Source organism: Geodermatophilus sp. SYSU D01176, assembly GCF_054050015.1.
On sequence record NZ_JBJGYN010000062.1, the window covers coordinates 1 to 24,602 of the forward strand.

A 24,602-nucleotide genomic window follows, 5' to 3' on the forward strand; every position below is an offset into this window, starting at 1 on the left:
CCCCCCCCCCCCCGCCCCCCCCCCCCCCCCCCCCCCCCCCCCCCCCCCCCCCCCCCCCCCCCCCCCCCCCCCCCCCCCCCCCCCCCCCCCCCCCCCCCCCCCCCACCTCGGAAGGAGACCTGTCCGTGAGTGACTGGTACCGCGACTTCGCCAACTCCGGCGTCGGCACGACGATCACCAAGCAGCTGGGCCTGCCCCGCCCGGCCGTGCTGCGCCGCCACGAGCCCGGCGCGCCGCTGCTGACCGGCCCCGCCGTCGTCGGCACCGCCGGCGAGGGCCGGCTGCAGGGTCTCCTGACCACCGTGCTGCAGGACGCCGCTGTCCCCGTGCTCCCCGCGGTCGACGCCGACGGCGGGCGCCTGGCCGCCGTGCTGCTCGACGCCACCGGCGTGACCGGCCCGGCCGACCTCGCCGCGGCGCACGCCGTCCTCGCGCCGGCGGTCAAGCGGCTCGGCCCCTCCGGCCGGGTGCTGGTGGTGGCCGCCCCGCCGTCGGGCGCCGAATCCCCGGCCCAGGCCGCGGCGCGGCAGGCGCTGGAGGGCCTGGTCCGGTCGCTGGCCAAGGAGCTGCGCAACGGGGCGACGGCGAACCTGCTGCTCGTGCCCGACGGCGCCGAGGCCTCCGTGCCCGGCCCGGTGCGCTTCTTCCTCTCCGGCCGCTCGGCCTACGTCGACGGCCAGGTCGTTCCCCTGACCGCGGCCGACGTCCCGGCGGGCCAGGACGGGGACCGCCCCCTGGCAGGCGAGGTCGCCGTCGTCACCGGTGCGGCGCGCGGCATCGGCGCCGCGATCGCGCGGGTGATGGCCCGCGATGGCGCACGCGTGGTCGCCGTCGACGTCCCCGCCGCCGGCGACAAGCTCGCCGCGGTGGCCAACGAGATCGGCGGGACGGCGTTCCAGCTCGACATCACCGCAGCCGACGCGGCGCAGCGGCTGATCGCGCACCTGCGGGAGCGGCACGGCGGGGTGGACGTCGTCGTCCACAACGCCGGCATCACCCGGGACAAGCTGCTGGTCAACATGGACGCCGCCCGCTGGAACTCGGTCATGGCGGTCAACCTGCAGGCCCAGCTGGACATCACCCAGGCGCTGCTCGACAGCGAGGGGCTGCTGGGGGCCGGTGCCCGGGTGGTCTGCGTGAGCTCGCAGTCGGGCATCGCCGGCAACCGCGGGCAGACCAACTACGCGGCGTCCAAGGCCGGGGTGATCGGCATGGTCCGGGCGTGGGCGCCGGCGTTCGCCGAGCGCGGGGCGACGATCAACGCAGTCGCGCCGGGCTTCATCGTCACCGAGATGACGGCGACGATGCCGTTCGGCACCCGCGAGATCGGCTCCCGGATCAACTCGCTGCAGCAGGGCGGGCTGCCGGTCGACGTCGCCGAGACGATCGCCTGGCTGTCCCAGCCCAGCGCCGCCGGCGTGAACGGCCAGGTCGTGCGGGTGTGCGGCCAGTCCTTCCTGGGGGCGTGATGGCCCGCACCGAGCTGGAGTCGTCGCCGTCGATGGCGGCCCTGTTCGCCAAGGCCGCGGTCACCGCGCGCGGCCGCGGCGGGGACCTGCCCGACACCCGGCTGGCCCGGACCGGCGTCCGGGTCGAGGCCGCCGCCCTGGCCGGCTACGACCGGGTCTGCGGGTTCCCGCTGGCCGACACGCTCCCCGTCACGTACCCGCACGTGCTGACCTTCCCGCTGCAGCTGGCGCTGATGAGCGACCGGTCGTTCCCGCTCGCGCTGCCCGGTCTGGTGCACGTGCGCAACCGGATCGAGGCGCTGCGCCCGGTGCGGGCCGACGAGGCGCTGGACCTGGAGGTGTGGGCCGAGCGGTTCGCGCGGCACCCCCGCGGGGCGACCGTCGACCTGCGCGCGTCGGTGTGGGTCGAGGGCGCCGAGGTGTGGCGCTCGCGCTCGGCCTACCTGTCGCGCGGGGCCAGGGCGCCCGAGGCCGCGCCGGAGTCCGACCTCTCGGTGTCCGTCGGGGACCTGCCGCGTCCCGTCGCCACCTGGCGGGTCCCGGACGACGCCGGACGCCGCTACGCGGGGGTCTCCGGCGACGTGAACCCGATCCACCTGTCCGGGCTCACCGCCAAGGCGTTCGGCTTCAAGCGGGCCATCGCGCACGGCATGTGGGTCAAGGCCCGGGCGCTCGCGGCGCTGTCGGGGCGGCTGCCCGAGGCCATGGCCGTCGACGTGGTGTTCAAGAAGCCGCTGTTCCTGCCGTCGACGGTGCGGTTGGCCACGGCTCGCGCCGAGGGAGGCTGGGACCTCGCCGTCCGCAACGCGACGTCCGGTGCCGACCACCTGCTGGGGACGGTCCGCCCGTTCTGACCGGGCCGGGGTGGCGGCGGTGTGGCGGCCCCGGTGAGGTGGGCCCGTGGAGCACACGGACCCGACCGAGCACCCGCGGCCGCTGCTGCGCCGGCCCTGGACCTCGCTGGACGGTGAGTGGGAGTTCGCCGCCGACCCCGACCTGGCCGGCACGGTCGGCGGCATCGCGTTCGACCGGACCATCCGGGTCCCCTACGCCCCGGAGACCCCGGCGAGCGGTGTGCACTGGACCGGCCCGCTCCACCGCGCCTGGTACCGCCGCCGGCTGCCCGGCCGCGCCGGCGACCGGCGCACCGTCCTCCACCTCGGCGCCGTCGACCGCGTGTGCGACGTCTGGGTCGGCGGCGCGCACGTCGCCTCCCACGAGGGCGGCTACACGCCGTTCAGCGTCGACGTCACCGACCACCTGGGGGACGACGGCGCCGAGCTGGTGGTCCGCGCCGATGACGACCCGCTGGACCTCGAGGCGCCGCGCGGCAAGCAGGACTGGCGCGACGAGCCGCACGCGATCTGGTACCCGCGCACGACCGGCATCTGGCGCACCGCCTGGCTGGAGCAGGTCGCGCCGCGGCACATCGCCGACGTCCAGTGGCGCGGGGACCCACGCCGGATGCGGGTCGACGTCCGCGTGCAGCTCGCCGTCCCCGTTCGCGGTGCCGGGTTGCACCTGCGGCTGCGGGCGGGCGGGCGGCTGCTGGTCGACGACGCGGTGCGCGTGGACGGCGCCGTCGTCGAGCGCACCGTGCAGGTGGGGGACGGCGGCATCGACGACCGCTGGGGCGTGCTGTGGACCCCCGGGCCGGACCCGGTGCTGCTGGACGCCGAGCTGGCCCTGGTCGCCGACGACGGCGAGGTGCTCGACGAGGTCGAGAGCTACACCGCACTGCGCTCGGTCGAGGTCGGCGACGGGCGCCTGCTGGTCAACGACCGGCCGGTGCCGCTGCGGCTGGTGCTCGACCAGGGTTACTGGCCCGAAACCGGCGCCACCCCGCCCGACGTCGCGGCGCTGCGGCGGGACCTGGAGCTCACCCGGGCGCTCGGCTTCACCGGGGCCCGCAAGCACCAGAAGACCGAGGACCCGCGGTACCTCGCCCTCGCCGACCGGATGGGGCTCGTGGTCTGGGCCGAGATGCCCTCGGCGTACCGGCCGGGGCCGACGGCGAGCGCCCGGCTGCTGCGGGAGTGGGCCGACGTGGTGGTCGCCCACCGCGGGTTCCCGAGCGTGGTCGCCTGGGTGCCGCTCAACGAGTCCTGGGGCGTGCAGGAGGCGGCGGTCGACGAGCGGCAACGCGGGCTGGTCCGGGCGCTGGCGGCGACGGCCGACGCGCTCGACGGCACCCGACCGGTCTCGGCCGACGACGGCTGGGAGACCCTCGGCGGCGACATCCTGGGCATCCACGACTACGAGCAGGACCCCGCGGTGCTCGGCGAGCGCTACGGCACGGCCGAGGACCTCGAGCGGGTGGCCAGGGGGCGCCGTCCCGACGGGCACCTGGCCGACCTCGACCGCGCCGGCGTCGCCGGGCGGGCCGTCGTCCTCTCGGAGTTCGGCGGGGTGGCGCTGCGTTCCCCCGAGGACGACGGGTGGGGCTACGCCGACGCCACCTCGCCGCAGGACCTGCTGGCCCGCTACCGCGCCCAGTGGGCCGCCGTGCACGGCGGCACCGCGCTCGCCGGCGCCTGCTGGACGCAGCTGACCGACACCTACCAGGAGGTCAACGGGCTGCTGGACAGGGACCGGGTGCCCAAGGTCGACGTCGACGCGCTCCGACGCGCCACCCTCGGTGAGGGCTGACCTCGGCAGGAAGTGTTGCTCTGTTTTGCCAGCTCAGCGGCTCTCCTTGCCTGGACCGATCGCCCACGGTTCCTCCCCGACGAGGTGCGCGCGTTCGAGTGTCTGTCGCGGCTTCAGTGGTCACGGAGACCGCGGTGTCCGCAGAGAGGTGCGGCTCAGATCGGCTCGAGGATGCGCGTCCGGGGCGTCCCGGCCAGTGCCGGTGAGCTGTCGGGGGAGGCCCACACCGCTGTCTCGAGGAAGTCGAGGAACCGCTGCGCCTGCTCCCGGGTCGGGAAGTCGAGATCGACGACGACGTAGCGATCGTCGTCGACGGGGTGCTGCACCCGCTCGCCGCACACGCCGCCCTCGCGGCGGTGCTCGGCGAACCGGTCGAAGGCGGCCTTCCAGGTGCGGAGGTCGCTGATCGGGTGCTCGACGTGCAAGGTGATCATGGCCGCGACGCTAGGGACCAAGCGGTCGGCGGGCCCATCCCAGATGTCTGGGGTCCGGTCACGCGCGATTCTGTCCGGCGGCGACGGGGGATCCGTAGCCTGCCGTCGTGGCCGGGTCCACCGCGGCGCGGGAGCGAGTCGCGCGGATCTGCGCGGCGGGCGCCGACGCGCGCACGGTGCGCCTGCGGCTCCTGGCCGAACTCCGCCGCGCGGTCGGGTTCGACGCCTACGCCTGGGTGCTCACCGACCCGGAGACGCGGGTGGGCTGCGCGCCGCTGGCCGACGTCCCGGGCCTGCCCGAGCTGCCCCGGCTGATCCGGCTGCGCTACCTGACCCCGCTCAACCGCTGGACCACCCTGACCGACCAGCCCGTCGCGCTGCTCGCCGAGGCCACCGACGGCAACCTCGGGCGCAGCCTGCTGTGGCGGGAGCTCCTGTGTCGGTACGACGTCGCGGACATCGCCTCGGTGGTCTTCCGCGACGCCTTCGGCTGCTGGGGGTTCCTGGAGCTGTGGCGTACGGAAGGACACCTCTTCGACCGGGTCGACGCGCAGTTCCTGCGGACCATCGCCCCGGCCGTCACCGCGGCCCTGCGGCGCAGCCAGGCGCGCACCTTCGAGACGACTTCGCCCCGCGACCACCTGCCCGGGCCGCTGGTCCTGCTGCTGGCGCCGGACCTGCAGGTGCTCCGGCGGACACCCGGCACGCAGGACGCGCTCCGGCTGCTGGTTCCCCGCGACGACGAGGGGCCGCCGGTTCCGGCCGGCGCCTACAACGTCGCCGCCCAGCTCCTCGCGGTCGAGGCCGGGGTCGACGCCGCGCCGCCGTGGGCGCGGGTCCACCTGGTAGGGAACCGCTGGCTGACCCTGCGGGCCGCCCGGCTCGAGGGTGACGCCCCCCGGGAGGAGCGCGACATCGCCGTCACCATCGACGAGTCGAGCGCCACCGACCGGCTGTCGCTATTCGCCCGCTGCACAGGGCTCAGCGCCCGGGAGGCCGAACTGCTCGCCCACCTGGCCGCCGGAGCCAACACCCGCGACGTGGCCACACGGATGTTCCTGTCCGCGCACACCGTGCAGGACCACCTCAAGTCGGTGTTCGACAAGACCGGCACCCGCAGCCGTCGGACGCTGCTGGCCCGCGCCCTCGGCCCCTGACGGCCGCCGCCTTCGGCCGCCGCCTTCGGTTGACGGAGCGGCTCGCGTCCTCGCATGCCTTGCAGCTGGGCGCGAACGCGTCCAGGGACGGTTCCTGCAGCAACCCGTGATCAACACTCCCTGCCGAGGTCTGTGAGGGCGGAGCCCGAGGAGCCGAGGTTGCTCCGTTTCGGTCACGGCAGGGCAACGATCACCGTCCCGACCTGCGAGCCGGGGCGGTCCGGGCCAGGGTCGGGCAGAGACCGCGACAGCCGAGCCGCCGGAGGTCCCCGTGCGCAGCAACCGACTCCTGCCCCTGCTCGCCACCGGTGCCCTGGTGCTCAGCGCCTGCGGCGGTGGCGGGGAGAGCGTCGACACCGGGACCGGGGGAGGCGGGGGCGGTGGCGGCGGGGGCAGCACGCTGGTCGCGGCGGTGTCCGCCCAGCCCGACCAGTTCGACCCGCACGTGACGACGGCCTACCCGAGCTTCCAGGTCCTGGAGAACGTCTACGACACCCTCGTCGTCCCGAACGCCGAGGACCTCACGATGGAGCCGAGCCTGGCCGAGAGCTGGGAGACCAGCGAGGACCAGCTGACCTGGACCTTCACGCTGCAGGACGGCGTGACCTTCCACGACGGCAGCGAGTTCGACTCAGCCGACGTCGTCTACTCGTACCGGCGGATCATCGACGAGGACCTGACCAACGCCGATCGCTTCGTGAACGTCGCCGCGGTCGAGGCGCCCGACCCGCGGACCGTGGTGATCCGGCTCAGCCAGCCGACGCCGAACCTGCTGGAGCGGATCGGCGCCTTCAAGGGGATGGCGATCCTGCCGGAGAACGCCGCGGAGGACCTCGACCTCACCACCGAGGCCAACGGCACCGGCCCCTTCCAGCTGGAGAGCTCCGACGCCAGCAGCACCGTGCTGACCGCCTACGCGGAGCACTGGGGCGGCGCGCCGAGCGTCGACGGCGTCGAGTTCCGCTACATCACCGAGCCGGCGGCGGCGCTGACCGCGCTGCAGAACGGCGAGGTGCAGTGGACCGACAACGTCCCGCCGCAGCAGATCGAGTCGCTGGAGGGCGACGACACCGTCGAGCTGCAGACCACGCCCAGCGTGGACTACTGGTACCTGTCGATGAACTACGGGCGGCCGCCGTTCGACAACCGCGACGTGCGGCGCGCGATCTCCTTCGCCATCGACCGCGAGGCCGTCGCCGAGGCGGCGTGGTTCGGCGCGGCCCAGCCGAACCAGACGGCCATCCCGGAGGGGAGTGCCTTCTACTTCGACTACGCCCCGTTCCAGCCCGACCCCGAGCAGGCCCGGCAGCTGCTGCAGCAGGCCGGCGTCCAGACGCCGCTGACCATGGGCCTGATGGTGACCGACCAGTTCCCGGAGACGGTCACCGCCGCGCAGGTGATCGCCAGCCAGCTCGAGCCGATCGGGATCACCGTGGAGATCGAGACCCTGGACTTCGCCACCTGGCTGGACCGCCAGGGCCAGGGCGACTACGACGCGTTCTACCTCGGCTGGCTCGGCAACCTCGACCCGGCGGCCTTCTACCAGGACCAGCACATCACCGACGGGACGAACAACTACCAGGGCTACAGCAACCCGCAGGTCGACCAGCTGCTGCAGGCCGGGGCGGTCGAACCCGACGAGGCCGCCCGCAAGCAGCTCTACGACCAGGCCGCGCAGCTCATCGTCGACGACGTCTCCTACCTCTACCTCTACAACCCGCCCGTGGTGCAGGCGTGGGTGCCCGGGCTGTCGGGCTACCAGATCCGGGCGGACAAGGCGATCAACTTCGAGACCGTGGAGCTGCCCTGACCGGCTACCTCCTCCGCCGGGTCGGCCAGTCGCTCGTCGTGCTGGCGGGGGTGAGCGTCATCGTCTTCGGCCTGGTCCACCTGGTGCCGGGCGACCCGATCCGCCTCGCCCTCGGCACGCGCTTCGACCAGGAGACCTACGACGCCCTCCGTGCGCGGGCCGGGCTGGACCAGCCGCTGGTCGAGCAGTTCTTCGGCTGGGCCGGCCGGGCGTTCGCCGGGGACCTGGGGGTGAGCTTCCGGACCGGGGAGACGGTCACCTCGCTGATCGCCGAGCGGCTCCCCGCGACGCTCACCCTGGCGTTCGCCTCGATCCTGGTGGCGCTGGTGATCGCCGTCCCGCTGGGCACCCTGTCGGCGCTGCGGCCGCGGTCGGTCGTCGACCGGGTGGCCACGGTGCTCAGCCAGATCGGCATCTCCGTGCCGGAGTTCTGGATGGCGATCGTGCTCATCCTGGTCTTCGCCGGGACGCTGGGCTGGCTGCCCTCGGGCGGCTACGTGCCGCTGACCGAGGACCCGGGCGGCTGGGCGCAGCGGCTGCTGATGCCGGCGGTGGTCACCGGGGTGGTGTCCGGCTCGGTCATCACCCGGTTCGTGCGGTCCAGCGTCCTGGAGGCCCTCGGCGCCGACCACGTCCGGACGGCGCAGGCCAAGGGACTCCCGGCGCGGCAGGTGTTCACCTGGCACGTGCTGCGCAACGCGCTGCTGCCGCTGGTCACCGTCACCGGCGTGCAGCTGGCCTACCTGCTGTCCGGCGTGGTCGTGGTGGAGATCGTCTTCGCCTGGCCGGGGCTCGGCCAGCTGGCCCTGCAGGCGGTCCAGTCCCGCGACTACCCGGTCCTCCAGGGGGCGATCCTGCTGTTCGCCGTCGTGTTCCTGCTGATCAACCTGATCGTGGACCTGCTCTACACCGCCATCGACCCGAGGATCCGGCGATGACACACAGCCGAGGCCTGCTGCGATGACCGGCGCGCCGCTGCCCGAGCCGGCAGTGTCCCCGACCGCCACCGAGGAGGGCGTCCCCTCGACCGCGCGGCCCCCGCGGCCGCGCTGGCGGCAGACCCTCGTCCTGCTCGCCCGCAACCCCACCGCGGCGGTCGCGGCGACGGTCCTGCTGCTCATCGTCCTCATGGCGGTCCTCGACGAGGCCATCGCCCCCACCGGACCCAACGAGATCGCGGTCGAGGACCGCCTGCAGCCGCCCAGCCTGGAGCACCCGTTCGGCACCGACGACCTCGGCCGGGACATCCTCAGCCGCGTGGTCCTGGGGGCGGCGGTCTCGCTGCGGGTGGGGTTCCTGGCGGTCGCGTTCGCGCTGGTCGTCGGCGCCCTCATCGGCCTGCTGGCCGGCTACTACGGCCGCTGGGTGGACGACGTCCTGATGCGGTTCATGGACATCCTCTTCGCGTTCCCGGCGGTGCTGCTGGCGATCGCGGTGCTCGCCGTCCGCGGTCCCGGGGCCGGCAACACCGCCCTGGCCATCGGGATCGTCTACGTCCCGGTGTTCGCCCGGGTCACCCGCGCCAGCGTGCTCGGCGTCCGGGAGGAGGTGTACGTGCGGGCGTCGCGGTCGGTGGGCGCGTCGGACCTGCGGCTGCTCACCCGGCACGTGCTGCCCAACGCGGCGCCGCCGATCATCGTGCAGACCTCGATCAGCCTGGCGTTCGCCGTCCTGGCCGAGGCGGCGCTGTCCTTCCTCGGGCTGGGCACCCAGCCGCCCGACCCGTCGTGGGGGCTCATGCTGGCCGAGGGGCGCGGCTTCATCGACCTGGCCTGGTGGCTGGCCTTCTTCCCGGGGATGGCGATCTTCCTGACCGTGCTGTGCTTCAACCTGCTCGGCGACGGGCTGCGGGACGTCCTCGACCCGCGCCAGCGCACGCTGATGGCCGGAGGCGGGCGGTGAGCGCGCCGCTGCTGGAGGTCGAGGACCTGCGGGTGCGGCTGCGCACGCCGCGCGGCACGGCCCACGTCGTCAACGGGCTCGGCTACACCGTCGGGCGCGGGGAGACCGTCGCCGTCGTCGGGGAGTCCGGGAGCGGCAAGAGCGTCTCGGTCCTGGCCCTGCTCGGGCTGCTGCCCGCCCGGGTGGCGACGGTGACCGGCTCCGCGCGGCTGGACGGCGAGGACCTGCTCACCATGTCGCCCGAGCGGCTGCGCGAGGTGCGCGGCCCCGGCGTCGGGATGGTGTTCCAGGACCCGATGACCTCGCTCAACCCGGTCCTGACCATCGGCCGGCAGCTGGTCGAGGGGATCCGCGCCCACGGCGCGGTGTCCAGGGCCGCGGCGCGGGACCGGGCGGCCGCGCTGCTGGCCGAGGTGGGCCTGCCCGACCCGCGGCGTGCGCTGGACCGCTATCCGCACGAGCTGTCCGGGGGCATGCGCCAGCGGGTGGTCATCGCGATCGCGCTGTCGAACTCGCCGGCCCTGCTCATCGCCGACGAGGCCACCACGGCCCTCGACGTCACCGTGCAGGCGCAGATCCTCGACCTGGTCGCCACGCTGCAGGCCGACCACGGCACCGGGGTCGTCTGGATCACCCACGACCTCGGCGTCGTCGCCGGCATCGCCGACCGGGTCCTGGTCATGTACGGCGGCCGCTGCGTGGAGGACGGCACGGTGGACGACGTCCTGGAGCGCCCGGCGCACCCGTACACCCGGGGCCTGCTCGGCGCGCTGCCCGACCTGGCCACGTCCGACGACGGTGAGCTGGCCACCGTGCCCGGGGTGCCGCCGGCGCCGACCGACCTGCCGCCGGGGTGCGTGTTCTGGCCGCGCTGCCCGGTCCGCTCGGACCCGCGCTGCGAGGTCGAGCAGCCACCGCTGGCGCCCGTCCCGAGCGGCCTTTCGCGCGCGAAAGGCACCTCGGGGCTGCCGCACCGCGCTGCGACCTGGTGTCAGGAGGGTGCATGACCGACGTGCTGGTCTCCGCGCGCGGGCTGGAGGTGCACTTCCCCATCCGGTCCGGCGGCGCGCTGCGGCGGACGACGGGCGTGCTGCGCGCGGTCGACGGCGTGGACCTCGACATCCACCGCGGCGAGACGCTCGGGCTGGTCGGGGAGTCCGGCTGCGGCAAGTCCACGCTGGGCAACGCGCTGCTGCGGCTGGTCGAGCCGACCGGCGGGACGGTGACCTTCGACGGCACCGACGTCACCGGGCTGGACCGCCGCGCGCTGCGGGCGCTGCGCCGGCGGGCCGGGATGGTCTTCCAGGACCCGTTCGCCTCGCTGGACCCGCGCCGCACCGTGCGGCAGACGGTGTCCGAGCCCCTGGAGGTGCACGGCCTGCGGTCCGGACGGCGGGACCGCGCCGAGCGGGTCGCCGAGCTGCTGGAGCTGGTCGGCCTGGACCCGGCAGTGGCCGACCGCTACCCGCACGAGTTCTCCGGCGGGCAGCGCCAGCGGGTCGGCATCGCCCGCGCGCTGGCCGGTGAGCCGGACTTCCTGGTCTGCGACGAGGCGATCGCGTCGCTGGACGTCAGCGTCCAGGCACAGGTGCTCAACCTCCTGCGCCGGCTGCAGCGACAGCTCGGGCTCACGCTGCTGTTCATCTCGCACGACCTGTCCGCCGTCCGGCACGTCTCCGACCGGATCGCGGTGATGTACCTGGGGCGGGTCGTCGAGGTGGGGCCGGCGTCGGCGGTCGGCTCGGACCCGAAGATGCCCTACACCCAGGCGCTGCTGTCGGCGGTGCCCGTGCCGCACCCCGCCCTGGAGCGGGCGCGGCGGCGGATCGTGCTGCGCGGCGACGTCCCTTCGCCGGCCGCCGTCCCCAGTGGCTGCCGGTTCCGCACCCGCTGCCCGTACGCCTTCGAGCCGTGTCCGGACGTCGATCCGGCCCTGCAGCCGGTCGGCGCGCCGGGGCAGCTGGCCGCGTGCCACCTGCACGGCGTCGTCGGCCGCCCGGTCGAGCGGGAGGACGCCGTCGCCGCACCCGCCGAGTGACGAAGGACCCCCCTGCCCCCTGCCCCCCGCCGCTCGCAGGCTCGCGGCGGGACCCTGCAGGGAGGCCGGCCCCCGCGTGTCGGTGCGTGTCGGCGACCGCACCTGCGCAGTCGAGGGTTCCTCGCGAGCCGCCGTCCCTGGTAGGACAGCTGCGTGCAGACGGCGGAACTGCGCAGGCGCTTCGCCTCCAGCGCGGTGGCCCGCCTGGCGACGGTGCGGCCGGACGGTGCACCGCACGTGGTCCCCCTGGTGTTCACCCTCGTGGACGGGACGGTCTACTCGGCGGTTGACGCCAAGCCCAAACGCACGGCTCGCCTGCAGCGACTGGCGAACGTCCGCGCCGAGCCGCGCTGCGCCCTGCTCGTCGACCACTACGAGGACGACTGGTCGCGCCTGTGGTGGGTCCGGGCGGACGGCACGGCTGCGGTGGTGGACGACCCTCCCGGTACGCACCCCGGTCTGGCAGCGCTCGCAGAGCGGCACCCGCAGTACCGCGACCAGCTCCCGGCGGGGCCGCTGCTGGTGGTCACGGTCGAACGGTGGAGCGGTTGGTCGAGCACGACCTGAGGAGAGGACCCGGCATGGAGATCGGCATCGGCATCCCGAACAGCGTCCGGGGCACCACGGGTGCCCAGCTGCTCGAGTGGGCGAGACGCGCGGACGCGGCCGGTTTCTCCAGCCTGTCCTCGATCGGCGCGGTCTCCTACCCCAGCTACGAGGAGCTCACCGTGTTCGCCGCCGCCGGTGCGGTGACCGAGCGCATCCGGTTCTTCCCGAACGTGCTCATCTCGCCCGCCCGCAGCACTGCCGAGCTGGCCAAGCAGGCCGCCACCGTGCAGGAGCTCACCGGCGGTCGCTTGACGCTGGGCCTCGGCGTCGGGTGGCGGGAGGCGGACTACACGCTGACCGGGCGCGACTTCGCCGGCCGCGGCCGGCTCTTCGACCAGCAGTTGGCCGACCTGCGGCGGGCCTGGGCCGGGGAGCCGCTCGTCGAGGGGACCTGCCCGGCGGCCCCCGAGATCGGTTCCCCCGGGGTACCCGTCCTCGTCGGTGGCAACACCGACGCGGCGATCCGGCGGACGGTGGAGCACGGCATCGGCTGGACGGCGGGTGGCCTGCCGCCGGAGGCGACCGCCCCGTTCATCGAGCGGGTCCGCGCCGCCTGGGCGGAGGCCGGCCGCGAGGGCTCGCCACGCATCGCCGCGCTCAACTACTTCTCCCTCGGCGACACCGAGGAGCAGTCCCGCGCATACCTACGGGACTACTACGAGCCGATGGGCCGGGAGACGGCGGAGTACATCGCGGGGAGCGCCCACCGTTCCCCGCAGGCGATCAAGGAGGTCATCGCGGCCTTCGCCGAGATCGGGGTGGACGAACTGGTCCTCGACCCCACGGTCTCCGACCCGGCGCAGGTCGAGATGCTCGCCGAGGTCGCCCTCTAGGCCTGGCACACCGGCCGCGGGCGGTGTGCCAGGCTGGCCCGATGGCGGCGATCGAGCAGAAGAGCGGCCACCGGACGGCGGCGCACGGGTACTACCAGGGCCACAGCGTGCACGCCGCGCCCGGCGTTCACGAGTACGCCGTGGAGCTGGTGCGCGCGGCGCTGCCGGACGGCGGCCGGGTGCTGGAGGTCGGGGCCGGGTGCGGGGCGCTGGCGCTGCGGCTGCGCGACGCGGGCCTGGACGTCGTCCCCACCGACCTGGACCCGCCGCACGACTGGATCCACCGGCTGGACCTGGACGCCCCGGAGTGGACCGAGGAGACCCGCGGCCCCTTCGACATGGTGGTCTGCGTCGAGACGCTGGAGCACGTGGAGAACCCGCGGCAGGTGCTGCGCTCGATCCGGGCGCTGCTGCGGCCGGGTGACAAGCTGCTGGTCAGCACGCCGAACGTCACCCACCCGCACTCGCGGTTGAAGATGTTCCTCCGCGGCGCGCCGTTCATCTTCGGCCCCCGGCACTACCACGAGCCCGGGCACATCACGATCCTCCCGGACTGGATGCTGACCGAGCACGTCCGGCTGGCCGGCTTCGGCGACATCCGGGTCACGCGCGGCGGCGACACCTTCTACACCGGGGCCACCCGCGTGGCCTACCGCGTCGAGATGGCCCTGCTCGCGCTGCTCGGGCTGCGCAAGCGCGCCCAGCACGGCGAGGGCATCTGCACGTTCGTCACCGCCGTCGCGGTGTGACACGCCGGGCGGCGCGCGTCGCCGTCCGGGGTGACCGCACCGTCCGCGCCCGCCCTCACGCTCGGAACGGTCGACATGTGGGTGCGTGCTGGGGCGGGTCACCGTGGTCGCTGGGGCGATTGGCAACGATTCGGCGTCGTGGCCGCGGGGGCACGTCGCGCGCGTCCCGGAGAACGGGGCTGTGCCGCATATCGTCCTCGTCACCGCCGTCCGCACCGCTGACGGCGCACGGGAACCTGTCGCCCTTCCCCGGCGACGGCCCGTTGTCGGGGGAGGTTGGTGACCGGTGAGCATCGTGGGCACCCGGTTCAACGAGGTGGTCCTGGGCGGTGTCGTCCGCCAGGGCTGGTGGCTGGTCGTCGACGAGGCGGACGGCGGCTCCGGGTTCGTCCTGGCCGGTCCGTTCGGGGACCGCGACGAGGCCGTGTGGGCCATCGAGGACCTCGAGGACGCCCCCGCCGGCGTCCAGCCCGTGTACGGCGTCCGGCGGGCCGACGGCCTGCTCCGCCGCCGCTCCTCCCCGCAGGACCGGGCCTGGTGGTCCTTCCTCGGCGAGCAGGTCGACCGGCTGCCGGCGGGCTGGGACGCCGACCTGGACGACGAGCACCCGCTGCCCGGCCTGGTCGTCGAGGTGGTCGCGGTGCTGGCCGAGGCGGGGCTGTTCCTCTACGACCCGTCGGGCGCCGACGGCGAGCTGGGCGGGGTGTGCCTGACCCCCGAGGCGGCGCTCGACGGCGTCGTCGTCAGCTGGCGGCAGCACGACCGGATGAGCCTGGACCAGGTGCACGGGGCCGCCGCCGACGCGTTGGTGCAGCAGGTCATGAACCGGGCGCTGGCCGAGGTGCTCTCGGTGCGCGGGTTTGCGGTCGAACCGATCGGGGGCACCTGCGTCGTCCGCGAGGGCGAGCCGGCGGAGTAGTCTCAGCTCCCGGCGAGGACGTCGATGGCGCGGCGGCCGAGGCTGTTCGCCACGTGGCGGTGCATGTGCTGCTCGGCCGCGTCGGGGTCGCCGTCGAGGACGGCGGCCATCACGGCCTGGTGCTCGGCGCGCACGCGGGCCCGGTCGTCGGGGGAGTCCTCGCGGGCCTCCAGCGCCGCGCGCCGGTAGCGGTCGGCCTTGTCCCACAGCCCGTCGAGCAGGCCGATCAGCAGGTCGTTGTGGGAGGCGCGGTAGAGCGCGGCGTGGAATGCCCGGTGCGCCTCCAGGGCGGCGAGGCCGCTGCCGGCGTCGAGGGGCTCCAGCGAGGCGGCGGCGTCCTGGATCCGCGCGATGTCGGCGGCCTCCCGGCGCTCGGCGGCCAGCCGGACGGCGAGCGGGTCCAGCTGCTGGCGGATCTCGAACAGGCTGCGCGCCTCGGCGGCGGTGAGCGGCGCGACCCGGGCGTCCCGGTGCGCGTCGAGGACCACCAGGCCCTCGGAGGCCAGCCGCCGCATGGCCTCGCGCAGCGGGGTCGTGCTGACGTTGAGCTCGGCCGCGAGGGCCTCCTGGCTCACGGTCGCGCCGTGCGGGAGCGCTCCGGACAGGATCCGCTCGCGGACCTCGGCGTAGGCGTAGTCGGCCTTGGTCAGCGCGGGACGCAGCACCGGCGCGGCCACCGAGCCTCCTCTCTCCGAACGGTGGGGCGACTGTACAGCGGCCGTGGAGTCTGTAGCCTATAAGCAATGGTGCTACGGAGGCTCGGATGACCCTGATGGACAGCTTCGGCGCCCGGCGGACCCTCGACCTGGGCTCCGGGACCTTCGAGACGTGGTCGGTGCACGCCGTCCCCGGTGCGGAGGACCTGCCGTTCTCCCTCAAGCTGGTCCTGGAGAACCTGCTCCGCCACGAGGACGGCACCACGGTGACCGCCGAGGCGATCGCGCGCCTGGCCCGCGGGGACGCCAGGGGCGACGAGGTCTCATTCTCCCCGGCCCGGGTCTTCCTCCACGACACCAACGGCATCCCGGTCCTGGTCGACCTGGCCGCGATGCGCGAGGTGGTGCGCGACCTCGGTGGCGACCCGCGGGCGGTCGACCCGGTGATCCCCGCGGAGCTGACCGTCGACCACTCGGTGGTCACCGACGTCTCCGGCCGCCCGGATGCCCTGGAGCTCAACGTGGCGCACGAGTACGCCCGCAACGAGGAGCGCTACCGCTTCCTCAAGTGGGGCCAGCAGCAGTTCCGCCAGCTCGCCGTCGTCCCGCCGGGGACCGGGATCATGCACCAGATCAACCTCGAGTACCTCGCGGACGTCGTGGTGCGGCGGGACGGGCGCGCCTTCCCCGACACGCTCGTCGGCACGGACTCGCACACCACGATGATCAACGGGCTCGGGGTCCTGGCCTGGGGCGTGGGTGGCATCGAGGCCGAGGCGGCGATGCTCGGCCTGCCGGTCAGCACGCTGGTGCCGCCGGTGGTCGGCCTGGAGCTCGTCGGCGAGCGGCGGCCCGGGGTGACGGCGACCGACCTGGTGCTGACCATCGCCGAGGTGCTGCGCGCCCGCGGGGTGGTCGGCTGCTTCGTCGAGTTCACCGGGCCGTCGGTGGGCGCCGTACCGCTGGCCGACCGCGCCACCCTCGCCAACATGAGCCCCGAGTTCGGGAGCACCTGCGCGATCTTCCCGATCGACCGGGTGACCCTGGACCACCTGCGCTTCACCGGCCGCGACGCCGAGCACGTCGCGGTCGTCGAGCGCTACGCCAAGGAGCAGGGGCTGTGGCACGACCCGGCCGCCCGGCCCCGCTTCGACGACCTCGTCCGGCTGGACCTCTCGACGGTGGAGCCGTCGCTGGCCGGACCGCGCCGCCCGCAGGACCGCGTCCCCCTGGCCAGCGCGCGCAGCCGCTTCCAGAGCGCGCTGGCGGAGGTGCTCGCCGACCGGGCGCCGTCCGGTGCCGCGGACGGCGACGCCGTCGACGAGGCCAGCCGGGAGTCCTTCCCGGCCAGCGACGCGCCGGCCCTCGACCCCGCCGTCCCGGCCCGGGCGGAGTCCGGCCTGCGGCACGGGGCGGTCGCGATCGCGGCGATCACCTCCTGCACCAACACGTCCAACCCCTCGGTCATGGTGGCCGCCGGCCTGCTCGCACGGAACGCCGTGCGGGCGGGGCTGGCGACCAGGCCGTGGGTCAAGACCAGCCTCGCCCCGGGGTCGAAGGTGGTGACCGACTACCTGAACCGCTCGGGGCTGGACCGGCCGCTGGAGCAGCTGGGCTTCCACACCGTCGGCTACGGGTGCATGACGTGCATCGGGAACTCCGGGCCGCTGACCCCCGAGGTGAGCCGGGAGGTCGCCGACCGCGACCTGGTCGTCGCCGCCGTGCTCTCGGGCAACCGCAACTTCGACGGGCGCATCAACAACGACGTCTCCATGAACTACCTGGCCTCACCCCCGCTCGTGGTCGCGTACGCCCTCGCCGGCTCGATGGACGTCGACCTGCTGCACGAGCCGCTGGGGGTCGGCGACTCGGGCGAGCCGGTCTTCCTGGCCGACCTGTGGCCGACCGACGCCGAGGTCGAGGACGTCGTCCGCGCGCACCTGGACCCGGCGATGTTCTCCACCCGCTACGCCGACGTCTTCACCGGCGAGGAGCGCTGGGCGGGCCTGGCGGTCGGCGGCGGCGCCACGTTCGACTGGGACCCGGGGTCGACCTACGTCCGTCGTCCGCCGTTCCTGGACGGCCTGACCCCGGAGCCCGAGCCGGTCGCCGACATCGTCGGGGGGCGCGTCCTGGCGGTGCTGGGGGACTCGGTGACGACCGACCACATCTGCCCGGCAGGCCGGATCCCGGTGGACAGCCCGGCGGGGGAGTTCCTGCGGGCACGCGGTGAGGCCGACCTGGACACCTACGCCTCCCGGCGCGGCAACCACGAGGTCATGCTCCGCGGCGCCTTCGGCAACCAGCGGCTGCGCAACCGGCTGGTCCCGCACCGGCGCGGGGGGTGGACCCTGGACCACCTCGACGGCGCCGAGCGGACGGTGTTCGACGCCGCGGAGCACTACCGCGCCGCGGGGACGCCGTTGCTCGTGCTGGCCGGCAGGGAGTACGGCACCGGCTCGTCGCGCGACTGGGCGGCCAAGGGGACCGCACTGCTCGGCGTGCGCGCCGTCCTGGCCGAGAGCTTCGAGCGCATCCACCGCTCGAACCTCATCGGCATGGGGGTGCTGCCGCTGCAGTTCCGCGAGGGTGAGAGCGCGGCCGGCCTCGGGCTCACCGGCCGGGAGACCTTCAGCGTCACGGGGCTGGAGGGCCTGAGCGAGCAGGACCGGCCCCGGTGCGTCGTCGTCGAGGCCCGGTCCGACGAGGGGGCGTCGGTGCGCTTCCTGGCCACGGTGCGGGTGGACACGGCTCGGGAGGCGTTCTACCTGCGCCACGGCGGGATCCTGCCGTTCGTCGCCCGGGCGCTCGCCACCGATGATCATGGGGTTGTTGCGCGAGGACACGCCGCGACCCGGCGTGGTGGGCGGCGACAACCCCATGATCACCAGCCGGGGGACGGCGGATCGCGCCGGGCGCTGCCACGGCGGCCCTGGTCCCCCGGCTAGCGTTGCGCCGTGGCCGCCACCCCGTTCCGCCCGCCCTGGTTCGGCAACCGCGGCGTGCAGGTGCTGGCCGCCGGCGCACTCGCCTACAGCCTGGTGCAGCTGGTGGGACAGCTCGTCGACGGCGCGTGGGGCGATGCCTTCCTGTCCTTCGCCTGGAGCGTCCTGTTCGGTTACGTGCTGGTCGAGTCGCTGCGCTTCCGCCGCGAGCAGGAGGCCGCCCGGGACGAGTCCGGCGACTGACCCGCCATGGGCGGGATAGCCTCGAACCGCCAGGAGGGCTCGCCTAGTGGCCGATGGCGGCGGTCTTGAAAACCGCTATGGGGTGACACCCATCGTGGGTTCGAATCCCACGCCCTCCGCTCTCGAGCAGGCACTTCGGGCTGCCCGAAGGGATATCGCAACTCCTGGGTCCGGGGCCTGCGGAGACCCCGGTGCACCGAAGTCCTGATCAGTCCTGCGTAGACGTGGCCGTTGCTGGGGACGGGGCGTCGGTGAGGGTCTTCACCCCTGCGGGTGAGGGTGGGGTCACTCCACTGTCGACTCCGCCATCCGTGGCCGATCACCTGACCATGGAGAGGCATGGACAGGCGACGACGACTGCGATGCGGCGTCCCGTCCTCGCGCTGTACCTGACCATCGGTCTGGCGGCTCTGTTCGCCACCGGCGTCGGGGACCGCCCCGACGGCGCAGCATGGGACAGGACCTACGACGTGGTCCTGTACAACCTGCCTTACTTGGCCGCCGCCGCGGCCTGCTTCTCGGCCGCGGGTCGGGTGCGGACCGAGCGGATCGCCTGGGTCGGTCTCGGCGTCGCGCTGATGCTGAGCGCGATCGGCAACGCCCTGCGCGTGCTCGCCGCCGGCCTGGAGGGCAACGGCCCCTCCTCCCTGCTGGCCGACCTGTTCTCCCTGGCCGGTTACCTGACCATCTACGTGCACGTCGTCGGGCTGATCCGGGCCCGCGTACCTCGCTTCCACCCGAGCATGTGGCTCGACGGGATCGTGGGTGCCTTCGGCACCCTGGCCGCCGGCGTGGGCTTTCTGCTCGGCCCCTACCTGTACCCAGGTCCTGGTGAGCGGGCGGTGGGCGCCATCGAGCTGGTCGGCCCGGTGACCAGCGTGCTGCTGCTGGCCACGCTCGCGGCGGTCGGCTCGATCCTCGGCGTCCGCCTGGACCGGACCCTGCTCACGGTGACCCTCGGGCTGTGCTTCATGTGCGCGGCCGACCTGGTGTTGTTCACCCTCAAGGTGCGAGACGCGTACGTCGACGGCGGGCCGCTGGAGCTGGGCTGGCTCGCGGGCATCGTCTGCGCCGCCGTCGCGGCCTCCGGGGCACGCAACCGGCGCGCGCCGGTCGACCGCAACGGCGGCTCGCGCATCGGCTGGCGGCTGCTCGCCGTGCCGCTGGCCTGCATCGTGGCCAGCCTCGTCGTCCTCGGTTCGGGTTGGACCCACCCCATGCCGCCCGTCTCGGCCTGGCTCGCCATCTCCTGCGTGCTGGCCGGGATCGCCCGGATCGCCGTGACCTTCCGGGAGGTGCGCGCCTACAACCAGGTCAAGCGGGAGGCCCGCACCGACGAGCTCACCGGCCTGGCCAACCGTCGCGCCCTGATCGAGTGGGCCCAGGACATGGTCGAAGCGTCCACCGCCGGGCGCCCCGGTGCGCTGCTGCTGCTCGATCTCGACGGGTTCAAGGAGGTCAACGACAGCCTCGGCCACGCCGCCGGCGACGACCTGCTGCGCCAGGTCGGCCCCCGGCTGCAGCGGGCCCTGCGCGGCGACGACGTCCTCGCCCGCCTCGGCGGTGATGAATTCGCCGTCCTGCTACCCGACACCGGGGCGGCTCAGGCGCAGATCCTCGCCGAGCGGCTGCGCGACCTGCTGCTGGAGCCCTTCACCGTGGGAGGCACGCGGCTGCACGTCGGCGTCAGTGTCGGCGTCGCGATCACTCCTGTGCCGGCCGCCGACGTCGAGGACCTCCTGCACTGCGCCGACACCGCCATGTACACCGCGAAGAGCACCCGCGGCGGCGTGCAGGTGTACGTCCCCGACCCGATCACGGGCAAGCCCGGCGGCGACCGTCTGCGGACCATGGAGGAGCTGCGGACCGCCCTCGTCGAGGGCCAGATGGCCGTCTACCTCCAGCCGCAGCTCGACCTGCGGGACGGCGGCGTCTCCGGCGCCGAGGCCCTGGTCCGCTGGAACCACCCCACCCGCGGGCTGCTCGGTCCCGGCGAGTTCCTCCCGGCCGCCGAGCAGGCAGGGCTGCTGCGCCCACTCACCGATACCGTGCTCGAGCTGGCCCTCGAAGCGGCCGGTCGGTGGTGGGCCGAGCACCGGGTACCCATCTCGGTCAACCTGTCGCCCGCCAACGTGACCGACCTCGACCTGCTCGAGAAGGTCACCGCTGCACTGCACCGCCACGGCCTGCCGGCGCAGGCGCTCACCCTCGAGCTGGTCGAGGACACGCTCATGGCGGACCCCGAACGGGGCCGCGCCGTGCTGGCCAATCTCCGCCGAGTCGGCGTCCGGACGTCGATCGACGACTACGGCACCGGCTACAGCTCGCTGGCCTACCTACGGACCCTGCCGGCCGACGAGCTCAAACTGGACCGCAGCCTGACGGCGGACGTCGACAACGACCCGCGAGCCGCGGCGATCGTGCAACACACCGTCGCGCTCGCCCACGACCTGGGCCTCAGCCTCGTGGCCGAGGGGGTGGAGACGGTCGCGACCAGCGCCGCCCTCGCGCGGCTGGGCTGCGACGTCGCCCAGGGCTACGCCATCGCCCATCCCATGCCGGTCGGCGCCTTCCTCGACTGGCTCACGGCCTCCGACTCGGCGCTGCTCGACGCGACACTGCTCCCGCAGCTGAGCGGGGGGCGCGCTGCCGACTGACGTCACGCCCCGATCCGCGACGCAGGCGACCGGCGACACGCCTCGCGGTCCACCGCTTCCCGCTGTCGCTCGCACACGATGGGTGCGTGACCTCGTCTTCCGCTGTCAGCGAGCTGCTCCGCCCACGTCTTCTCGAGAGTGCCCTCACACCGGCGCAGGGTGCTGCCGAGGACTGGCGTGACCTCGCGCCGGAGATCGTCCGCCAACGGTTGGTCATCGAGGGCGTCCCGGCCCGTCCGGTCGACGACGAGCAGATACGGCGTTACCTGTCGGCGCTGTCCCGCGAGGTCGACATGGTAGAGCTCCTCGAGCCGGTGACGCACCGCTCCGACCTCTACGGCTGGGCCGGCTGGATCCACTGGGAGACCTCGGGCGCTCACTTCTACGCATGGGAGCAGCCGCGGCTGTTCTTCTCGGTGGACATGTACACGTGCAAGGCCTTCGACGTCGAGACCGCCGTGTCCTTCACCCGCCGGTTCCTGGACGCGGGCACCGTCGTCGCCAAGTCCTTCTGACATGCCCATCCGACTGTTGGTCGCCCACACCCCCGCCGAGCGGGACGCAGCACGCACGGTCGAGGGGCGCGTGTTCCTGCAGGCCTTCGGCAACACCCCGGAGGTGATGGAGCAGGAGTACGGCCCGTTCGAGGCGCGGTCCCGCTTCGTCGTGGTGCTCGACGAGGAGTCCGGTACCGCCTTGGGTGCCGCCCGGCTGATCCTGCCCGACCCGGCCGGCCCGGTGAAGACGCTGGCGGACGTGGCCGGCGAGCCGTGGCGCGTCGACGTCGGGGCCAGCCTCCGGACGGCGGGGCTCGCCAGTGGGCCGGTGTGGGACGTGGCGAGCCTGGCCGTGGACCGGCGGTTCCGCAGCGGCGCTGCCGGCGCCGAGCTCACCCTGGCCCTGTGCCACGGCATCCTCGAGCACCCGCGGATCTGCGGCGCCGAGGGACTGGTCACCGTCCTGGACGACAAGGTGCTGCGGCTGCTGCGGGTGATGGGAGTCCCGTGGGGGCCCCTGCCGGGCGCAACCTCGCAGCCCTACCTGGGGTCGCCGGCGAGCACGCCGTGCGTCATGCGCGTCGACGCCGTGGGGCCGAGCATCCGTGCCCGCCGGCCCGACGTCGCGCCGGCCGTGGTGGACGGCCTCTTCAGCTCGATCCTCCTCGACCCGGCGGACCTGGTGCCCGGCCGCGGTGCCCCTCTCGCGGAGGCCGATCCGCTGCGCCCGCCGGGGCGACCGATCCCGCCCCGCCGGGACACCACGCAGTGGCGACCCCCGACGCAGCGGCGCTCGGTCGCCACGGGCCCGACGGCCTGACCGATCCGGCCGCTGAGTCGCGGACCATCGACTGGAGCCTCGGCACCAGCCTCAGGGTGTGCTCGACCACCGGGTTCAACGTCTCGGCTGCCTGGGCCGGCACCACGGCGGTGCGCGCTCTCGTGAGCTGCTCCCGGTTCGTCGTGGACCGACGATCGAGAGCAGCGCGTTGAGCGCGCGGAACAGCGCCAGGACGCCGTCGTACGTGAGCGCGGCGGCCCGATCGGTGAGGTTGTCCTCGCTGAACTCCTCCGCCGTCCGCTCGAGCGTCCCGACGAGGGTGGGCTTGGGGTCGGCGCCGCGCGGTGTCGCCGGAGCGCGTGGATCCGTGCCGGGCCGTGCCGCAGGTTCCCCACCCAGCGTCGCGAACGGGTTGGCGCCGCGCTCCGTCGAGAGGTGCCCAGCGCGGCTTGGCAGCCGCTGTGACCCGGAAGTCACTCCTGCGGGGGATGCGGTGCTCCAGCCTCCCCGACCTGAGGCCGACCTCGTTGGTGCCCCCTTGGGTCCGACGTTCGAGACGAGGCAGAGCAATGGCTGCGCAGCCCACGGCACCCCCGCGAGCCGCGACCGCCATCGCGCTGACCGCGGCCCTGGCTTGTCTGCTGGCTCTGGCGCTGCTGCCGGCGCGGATCGCGTCCGACCTCTCCGACGTCGCCCAGGGCGTCGCCGCGCTTGCCGCCGGCCTCGGGGTGGGCTGGCGCGCCCGGCGGTGCACCGGCCAGAGGACCCGCGTCGCCTGGGTGCTCGTCGCGTTGGCGTGCGGCTCCTGGGCGCTCGGCGAGGCGGTGTGGTGTTGGTACACGCTGCGCAGCGACATCGTCCCCGTCCCGAGCCTCGCGGACGTCGGCTTCCTGGGTTTCTCCACCCTGATGGCGGCTGGACTCCTGGTCCACCCGGCGCAGGGTGGGCGGACCGCGTTCCTCCAGCGGATGCTCGACGGGGTGTTGACGGCCGGGGCGGTCGGACTGGTCAGCTGGCTGACGACCTTGGGCGCGGTCGCGGAAGACGGCGGCACCGGGCTGACTCGGCTACTGCTGCTGGCCTATCCGAGCACCGACGTGCTGCTGATCGTGCTCACCGTTCTGCTGCTCACCCGCACTGGCGGCCGGCAGCCGGCCCTGTACCTGGTCAGCGCCGGCGTCGTCGCTCTCGGCGTCTCCGACAGCGCGTTCGCCCACCTCGGCGCCCTGGGCATCTACGACGGCGGGCTGATCGATCTGGGCTGGATCGGTGGCTTCCTGCTCATCGCCGTCGCAGGCACCTGCGCCGAACCACGTGCGGTCGCCCCAGCGCCGTCACGGGCGCTGGAGGACGGCGCGGAGGGTCTGACCGTGTCGGCGTCGACGCTGCCGTACGTGCCGGTGCTCGTCGCGCTCATGGTGGTCACCGCCGTCACCTCGCTCGACCGGCCGCTGACCGAGGCGGAGATGATGGTCGCCTGCGCCGTCGTGCTCTGCCTGCTGGCGCGGCAGTACTTGACCGTGCGTGACAACGTGCGGCTGGTCCGGCAGCTGGCCGCTCGCGAGCGGGAGATGCGTCGGCAGGCATTCACCGACCCGCTCACCGGGCTGGCCAACCGGACGTTGTTCGGCGATCGGCTCGGGCATGTGCTCGAGTTGCACGCCCGTGACTGCCGGCCGGCCGCCGTCGTCTTCCTCGACCTCGACGACTTCAAGGCGGTCAACGACTCGTACGGGCATGCCGCCGGTGACGAGATGCTGGTGCGCGTGGCGGAGAGGATCACCGCCGCCACCAGGGCCGGGGACACCGTCGCCCGGCTGGGCGGCGATGAGTTCGCCGTCCTGCTCGAGGACGCTGACGACCCGCTGCAGACCGCCGCGCGCATCCGGGACGCGCTGCGGCCCCGGTTCTCGATCGCGGGCGCGGAACACGCGGTGCACGCCAGCCTGGGAGTCGCTGTGGTGACAGCTGACGAGCCACCGGTCACCGCCGACATCCTGCTGGCCCGCTCGGATGCCGCCATGTACGCGGCCAAACGCGCCGGCAAGGCCAGGATCGCTCACTTCGACCCGGTCACCGGCCCCGTCACGTCGATCGGGCGCTGCCTGCCGCTGCGCGGCTGACTCGCAGCAAGCGCTCGGGGTCGCCCGGCCTCCCCGGAGCCCGCGCCCGTGTGCACCCCGGTGGGCGGGCACGCCGCCCCCCCCCGTGGACGAGCCTTTCAAATTGTAAAAATGGCGGGTGATTATGTTTT

General features: G+C 74.0%; 21 protein-coding genes and 1 tRNA gene. 20 read left to right on the plus strand and 2 right to left on the minus strand.

Annotation, left to right across the window (positions count from 1 at the left end):
• The first annotated feature begins 125 nt into the window (after positions 1-125).
• Genes ACI78Z_RS22245 through ACI78Z_RS22255 form a run of 3 tightly spaced genes read left to right on the plus strand, consistent with a single transcriptional unit; the run spans position 126 to position 4,118 of the window.
• Entirely contained in the window at positions 126-1,469 is a 1,344-nt protein-coding gene (locus tag ACI78Z_RS22245; protein ID WP_457038710.1) for a 3-oxoacyl-ACP reductase, read from the plus strand.
• Positions 1,469-2,323 (plus strand): MaoC family dehydratase, encoded by an 855-nt coding sequence (locus tag ACI78Z_RS22250; RefSeq protein WP_457038729.1) that lies wholly within the window; start codon positions 1,469-1,471, stop codon positions 2,321-2,323. The genes ACI78Z_RS22245 and ACI78Z_RS22250 overlap by 1 nt, the downstream gene beginning before the upstream one ends.
• A gap of 46 nt (positions 2,324-2,369) precedes the next feature.
• A complete protein-coding gene (locus ACI78Z_RS22255; protein ID WP_457038711.1) occupies positions 2,370-4,118 on the plus strand; it encodes a glycoside hydrolase family 2 protein in 1,749 nt (582 codons plus the stop codon).
• Positions 4,119-4,273: 155 nt separating this feature from the next.
• Here the strand turns inward: ACI78Z_RS22255 and ACI78Z_RS22260 are convergent, their stop codons facing one another.
• The gene (locus ACI78Z_RS22260) at positions 4,274-4,552 is read right to left on the minus strand and encodes a hypothetical protein (RefSeq protein ID WP_457038712.1); all 279 of its coding nucleotides are present in this window, start codon (positions 4,550-4,552) and stop codon (positions 4,274-4,276) included.
• A gap of 107 nt (positions 4,553-4,659) precedes the next feature.
• Here ACI78Z_RS22260 and ACI78Z_RS22265 point away from each other — a divergent pair, with 107 nt between their 5' ends.
• From ACI78Z_RS22265 to ACI78Z_RS22310, 10 genes are all read left to right on the plus strand, one after another.
• The gene (locus ACI78Z_RS22265) at positions 4,660-5,709 is read left to right on the plus strand and encodes a helix-turn-helix transcriptional regulator (RefSeq protein ID WP_457038713.1); all 1,050 of its coding nucleotides are present in this window, start codon (positions 4,660-4,662) and stop codon (positions 5,707-5,709) included.
• Between the two features lie 271 nt (positions 5,710-5,980).
• The gene (locus ACI78Z_RS22270) at positions 5,981-7,519 is read left to right on the plus strand and encodes an ABC transporter substrate-binding protein (RefSeq protein ID WP_457038714.1); all 1,539 of its coding nucleotides are present in this window, start codon (positions 5,981-5,983) and stop codon (positions 7,517-7,519) included.
• Complete coding sequence (locus ACI78Z_RS22275; protein WP_457038730.1) at positions 7,516-8,457, plus strand: ABC transporter permease; 942 nt, start codon at positions 7,516-7,518, stop codon at positions 8,455-8,457. The genes ACI78Z_RS22270 and ACI78Z_RS22275 overlap by 4 nt, the downstream gene beginning before the upstream one ends.
• A 22-nt stretch (positions 8,458-8,479) precedes the next feature.
• The gene (locus ACI78Z_RS22280) at positions 8,480-9,421 is read left to right on the plus strand and encodes an ABC transporter permease (protein WP_457038715.1); all 942 of its coding nucleotides are present in this window, start codon (positions 8,480-8,482) and stop codon (positions 9,419-9,421) included.
• Positions 9,418-10,428 (plus strand): ABC transporter ATP-binding protein, encoded by a 1,011-nt coding sequence (locus ACI78Z_RS22285; RefSeq protein ID WP_457038716.1) that lies wholly within the window; start codon positions 9,418-9,420, stop codon positions 10,426-10,428. The genes ACI78Z_RS22280 and ACI78Z_RS22285 overlap by 4 nt, the downstream gene beginning before the upstream one ends.
• The gene (locus ACI78Z_RS22290; RefSeq protein ID WP_457038717.1) at positions 10,425-11,459 is read left to right on the plus strand and encodes an ABC transporter ATP-binding protein; all 1,035 of its coding nucleotides are present in this window, start codon (positions 10,425-10,427) and stop codon (positions 11,457-11,459) included. Before ACI78Z_RS22285 ends, ACI78Z_RS22290 begins: the two co-directional genes overlap by 4 nt.
• A 153-nt stretch (positions 11,460-11,612) precedes the next feature.
• Positions 11,613-12,026, plus strand: coding sequence for a TIGR03668 family PPOX class F420-dependent oxidoreductase (locus ACI78Z_RS22295; protein WP_457038718.1), 414 nt, complete (start codon positions 11,613-11,615; stop codon positions 12,024-12,026).
• 14 nt (positions 12,027-12,040) lie between these two features.
• Positions 12,041-12,901: an LLM class flavin-dependent oxidoreductase gene (locus tag ACI78Z_RS22300; protein WP_457038719.1), complete on the plus strand. Its 861-nt coding sequence runs from the start codon at positions 12,041-12,043 to the stop codon at positions 12,899-12,901.
• A 41-nt stretch (positions 12,902-12,942) separates the two neighbouring features.
• Positions 12,943-13,650 carry a class I SAM-dependent methyltransferase gene (locus ACI78Z_RS22305; RefSeq protein WP_457038720.1) on the plus strand — a complete coding sequence of 236 codons (708 nt, stop codon included), beginning with the start codon at positions 12,943-12,945 and terminating at the stop codon, positions 13,648-13,650.
• Positions 13,651-13,936: 286 nt separating this feature from the next.
• The gene (locus ACI78Z_RS22310) at positions 13,937-14,569 is read left to right on the plus strand and encodes a hypothetical protein (RefSeq protein ID WP_457038721.1); all 633 of its coding nucleotides are present in this window, start codon (positions 13,937-13,939) and stop codon (positions 14,567-14,569) included.
• A gap of 2 nt (positions 14,570-14,571) precedes the next feature.
• Here the strand turns inward: ACI78Z_RS22310 and ACI78Z_RS22315 are convergent, their stop codons facing one another.
• Positions 14,572-15,246 (minus strand): GntR family transcriptional regulator, encoded by a 675-nt coding sequence (locus tag ACI78Z_RS22315; protein WP_457038722.1) that lies wholly within the window; start codon positions 15,244-15,246, stop codon positions 14,572-14,574.
• Positions 15,247-15,332: 86 nt separating this feature from the next.
• Here ACI78Z_RS22315 and acnA point away from each other — a divergent pair, with 86 nt between their 5' ends.
• From acnA to ACI78Z_RS22350, 7 genes are all read left to right on the plus strand, one after another.
• Positions 15,333-18,173, plus strand: a complete 2,841-nt coding sequence (acnA, locus tag ACI78Z_RS22320) for an aconitate hydratase AcnA (RefSeq protein WP_457038723.1) — start codon at positions 15,333-15,335, stop codon at positions 18,171-18,173.
• Between the two features lie 9 nt (positions 18,174-18,182).
• Positions 18,183-18,413 carry a hypothetical protein gene (locus ACI78Z_RS22325; protein WP_457038724.1) on the plus strand — a complete coding sequence of 77 codons (231 nt, stop codon included), beginning with the start codon at positions 18,183-18,185 and terminating at the stop codon, positions 18,411-18,413.
• A gap of 32 nt (positions 18,414-18,445) precedes the next feature.
• A tRNA-Ser gene (locus ACI78Z_RS22330) sits at positions 18,446-18,532 on the plus strand.
• A gap of 243 nt (positions 18,533-18,775) precedes the next feature.
• A complete protein-coding gene (locus ACI78Z_RS22335; RefSeq protein WP_457038725.1) occupies positions 18,776-21,070 on the plus strand; it encodes a putative bifunctional diguanylate cyclase/phosphodiesterase in 2,295 nt (764 codons plus the stop codon).
• Between the two features lie 86 nt (positions 21,071-21,156).
• Positions 21,157-21,585 carry an S-adenosylmethionine decarboxylase gene (locus tag ACI78Z_RS22340; RefSeq protein ID WP_457038726.1) on the plus strand — a complete coding sequence of 143 codons (429 nt, stop codon included), beginning with the start codon at positions 21,157-21,159 and terminating at the stop codon, positions 21,583-21,585.
• A gap of 1 nt (position 21,586) precedes the next feature.
• On the plus strand, positions 21,587-22,387 hold the full coding sequence (locus tag ACI78Z_RS22345) for a hypothetical protein (RefSeq protein ID WP_457038727.1): 801 nt from the start codon (positions 21,587-21,589) through the stop codon (positions 22,385-22,387).
• 530 nt (positions 22,388-22,917) lie between these two features.
• Positions 22,918-24,471, plus strand: a complete 1,554-nt coding sequence (locus tag ACI78Z_RS22350) for a diguanylate cyclase domain-containing protein (RefSeq protein WP_457038728.1) — start codon at positions 22,918-22,920, stop codon at positions 24,469-24,471.
• The last annotated feature ends 131 nt before the right edge of the window (positions 24,472-24,602 follow it).

Bases quoted from the DNA above. Each gene is read 5' to 3' on its own strand.
- acnA (WP_457038723.1), top strand. From the start codon at position 15,333: ATGACCCTGATGGACAGCTTCGGCGCCCGGCGGACCCTCGACCTGGGC.
- ACI78Z_RS22305 (WP_457038720.1), top strand. From the start codon at position 12,943: ATGGCGGCGATCGAGCAGAAGAGCGGCCACCGGACGGCGGCGCACGGG.
- ACI78Z_RS22345 (WP_457038727.1), top strand. From the start codon at position 21,587: ATGCCCATCCGACTGTTGGTCGCCCACACCCCCGCCGAGCGGGACGCA.
- ACI78Z_RS22280 (WP_457038715.1), top strand. From the start codon at position 8,480: ATGACCGGCGCGCCGCTGCCCGAGCCGGCAGTGTCCCCGACCGCCACC.
- ACI78Z_RS22290 (WP_457038717.1), top strand. From the start codon at position 10,425: ATGACCGACGTGCTGGTCTCCGCGCGCGGGCTGGAGGTGCACTTCCCC.
- ACI78Z_RS22260 (WP_457038712.1), bottom strand. From the start codon at position 4,552: ATGATCACCTTGCACGTCGAGCACCCGATCAGCGACCTCCGCACCTGG.
- ACI78Z_RS22350 (WP_457038728.1), top strand. From the start codon at position 22,918: ATGGCTGCGCAGCCCACGGCACCCCCGCGAGCCGCGACCGCCATCGCG.
- ACI78Z_RS22250 (WP_457038729.1), top strand. From the start codon at position 1,469: ATGGCCCGCACCGAGCTGGAGTCGTCGCCGTCGATGGCGGCCCTGTTC.
- ACI78Z_RS22335 (WP_457038725.1), top strand. From the start codon at position 18,776: ATGCGGCGTCCCGTCCTCGCGCTGTACCTGACCATCGGTCTGGCGGCT.
- ACI78Z_RS22300 (WP_457038719.1), top strand. From the start codon at position 12,041: ATGGAGATCGGCATCGGCATCCCGAACAGCGTCCGGGGCACCACGGGT.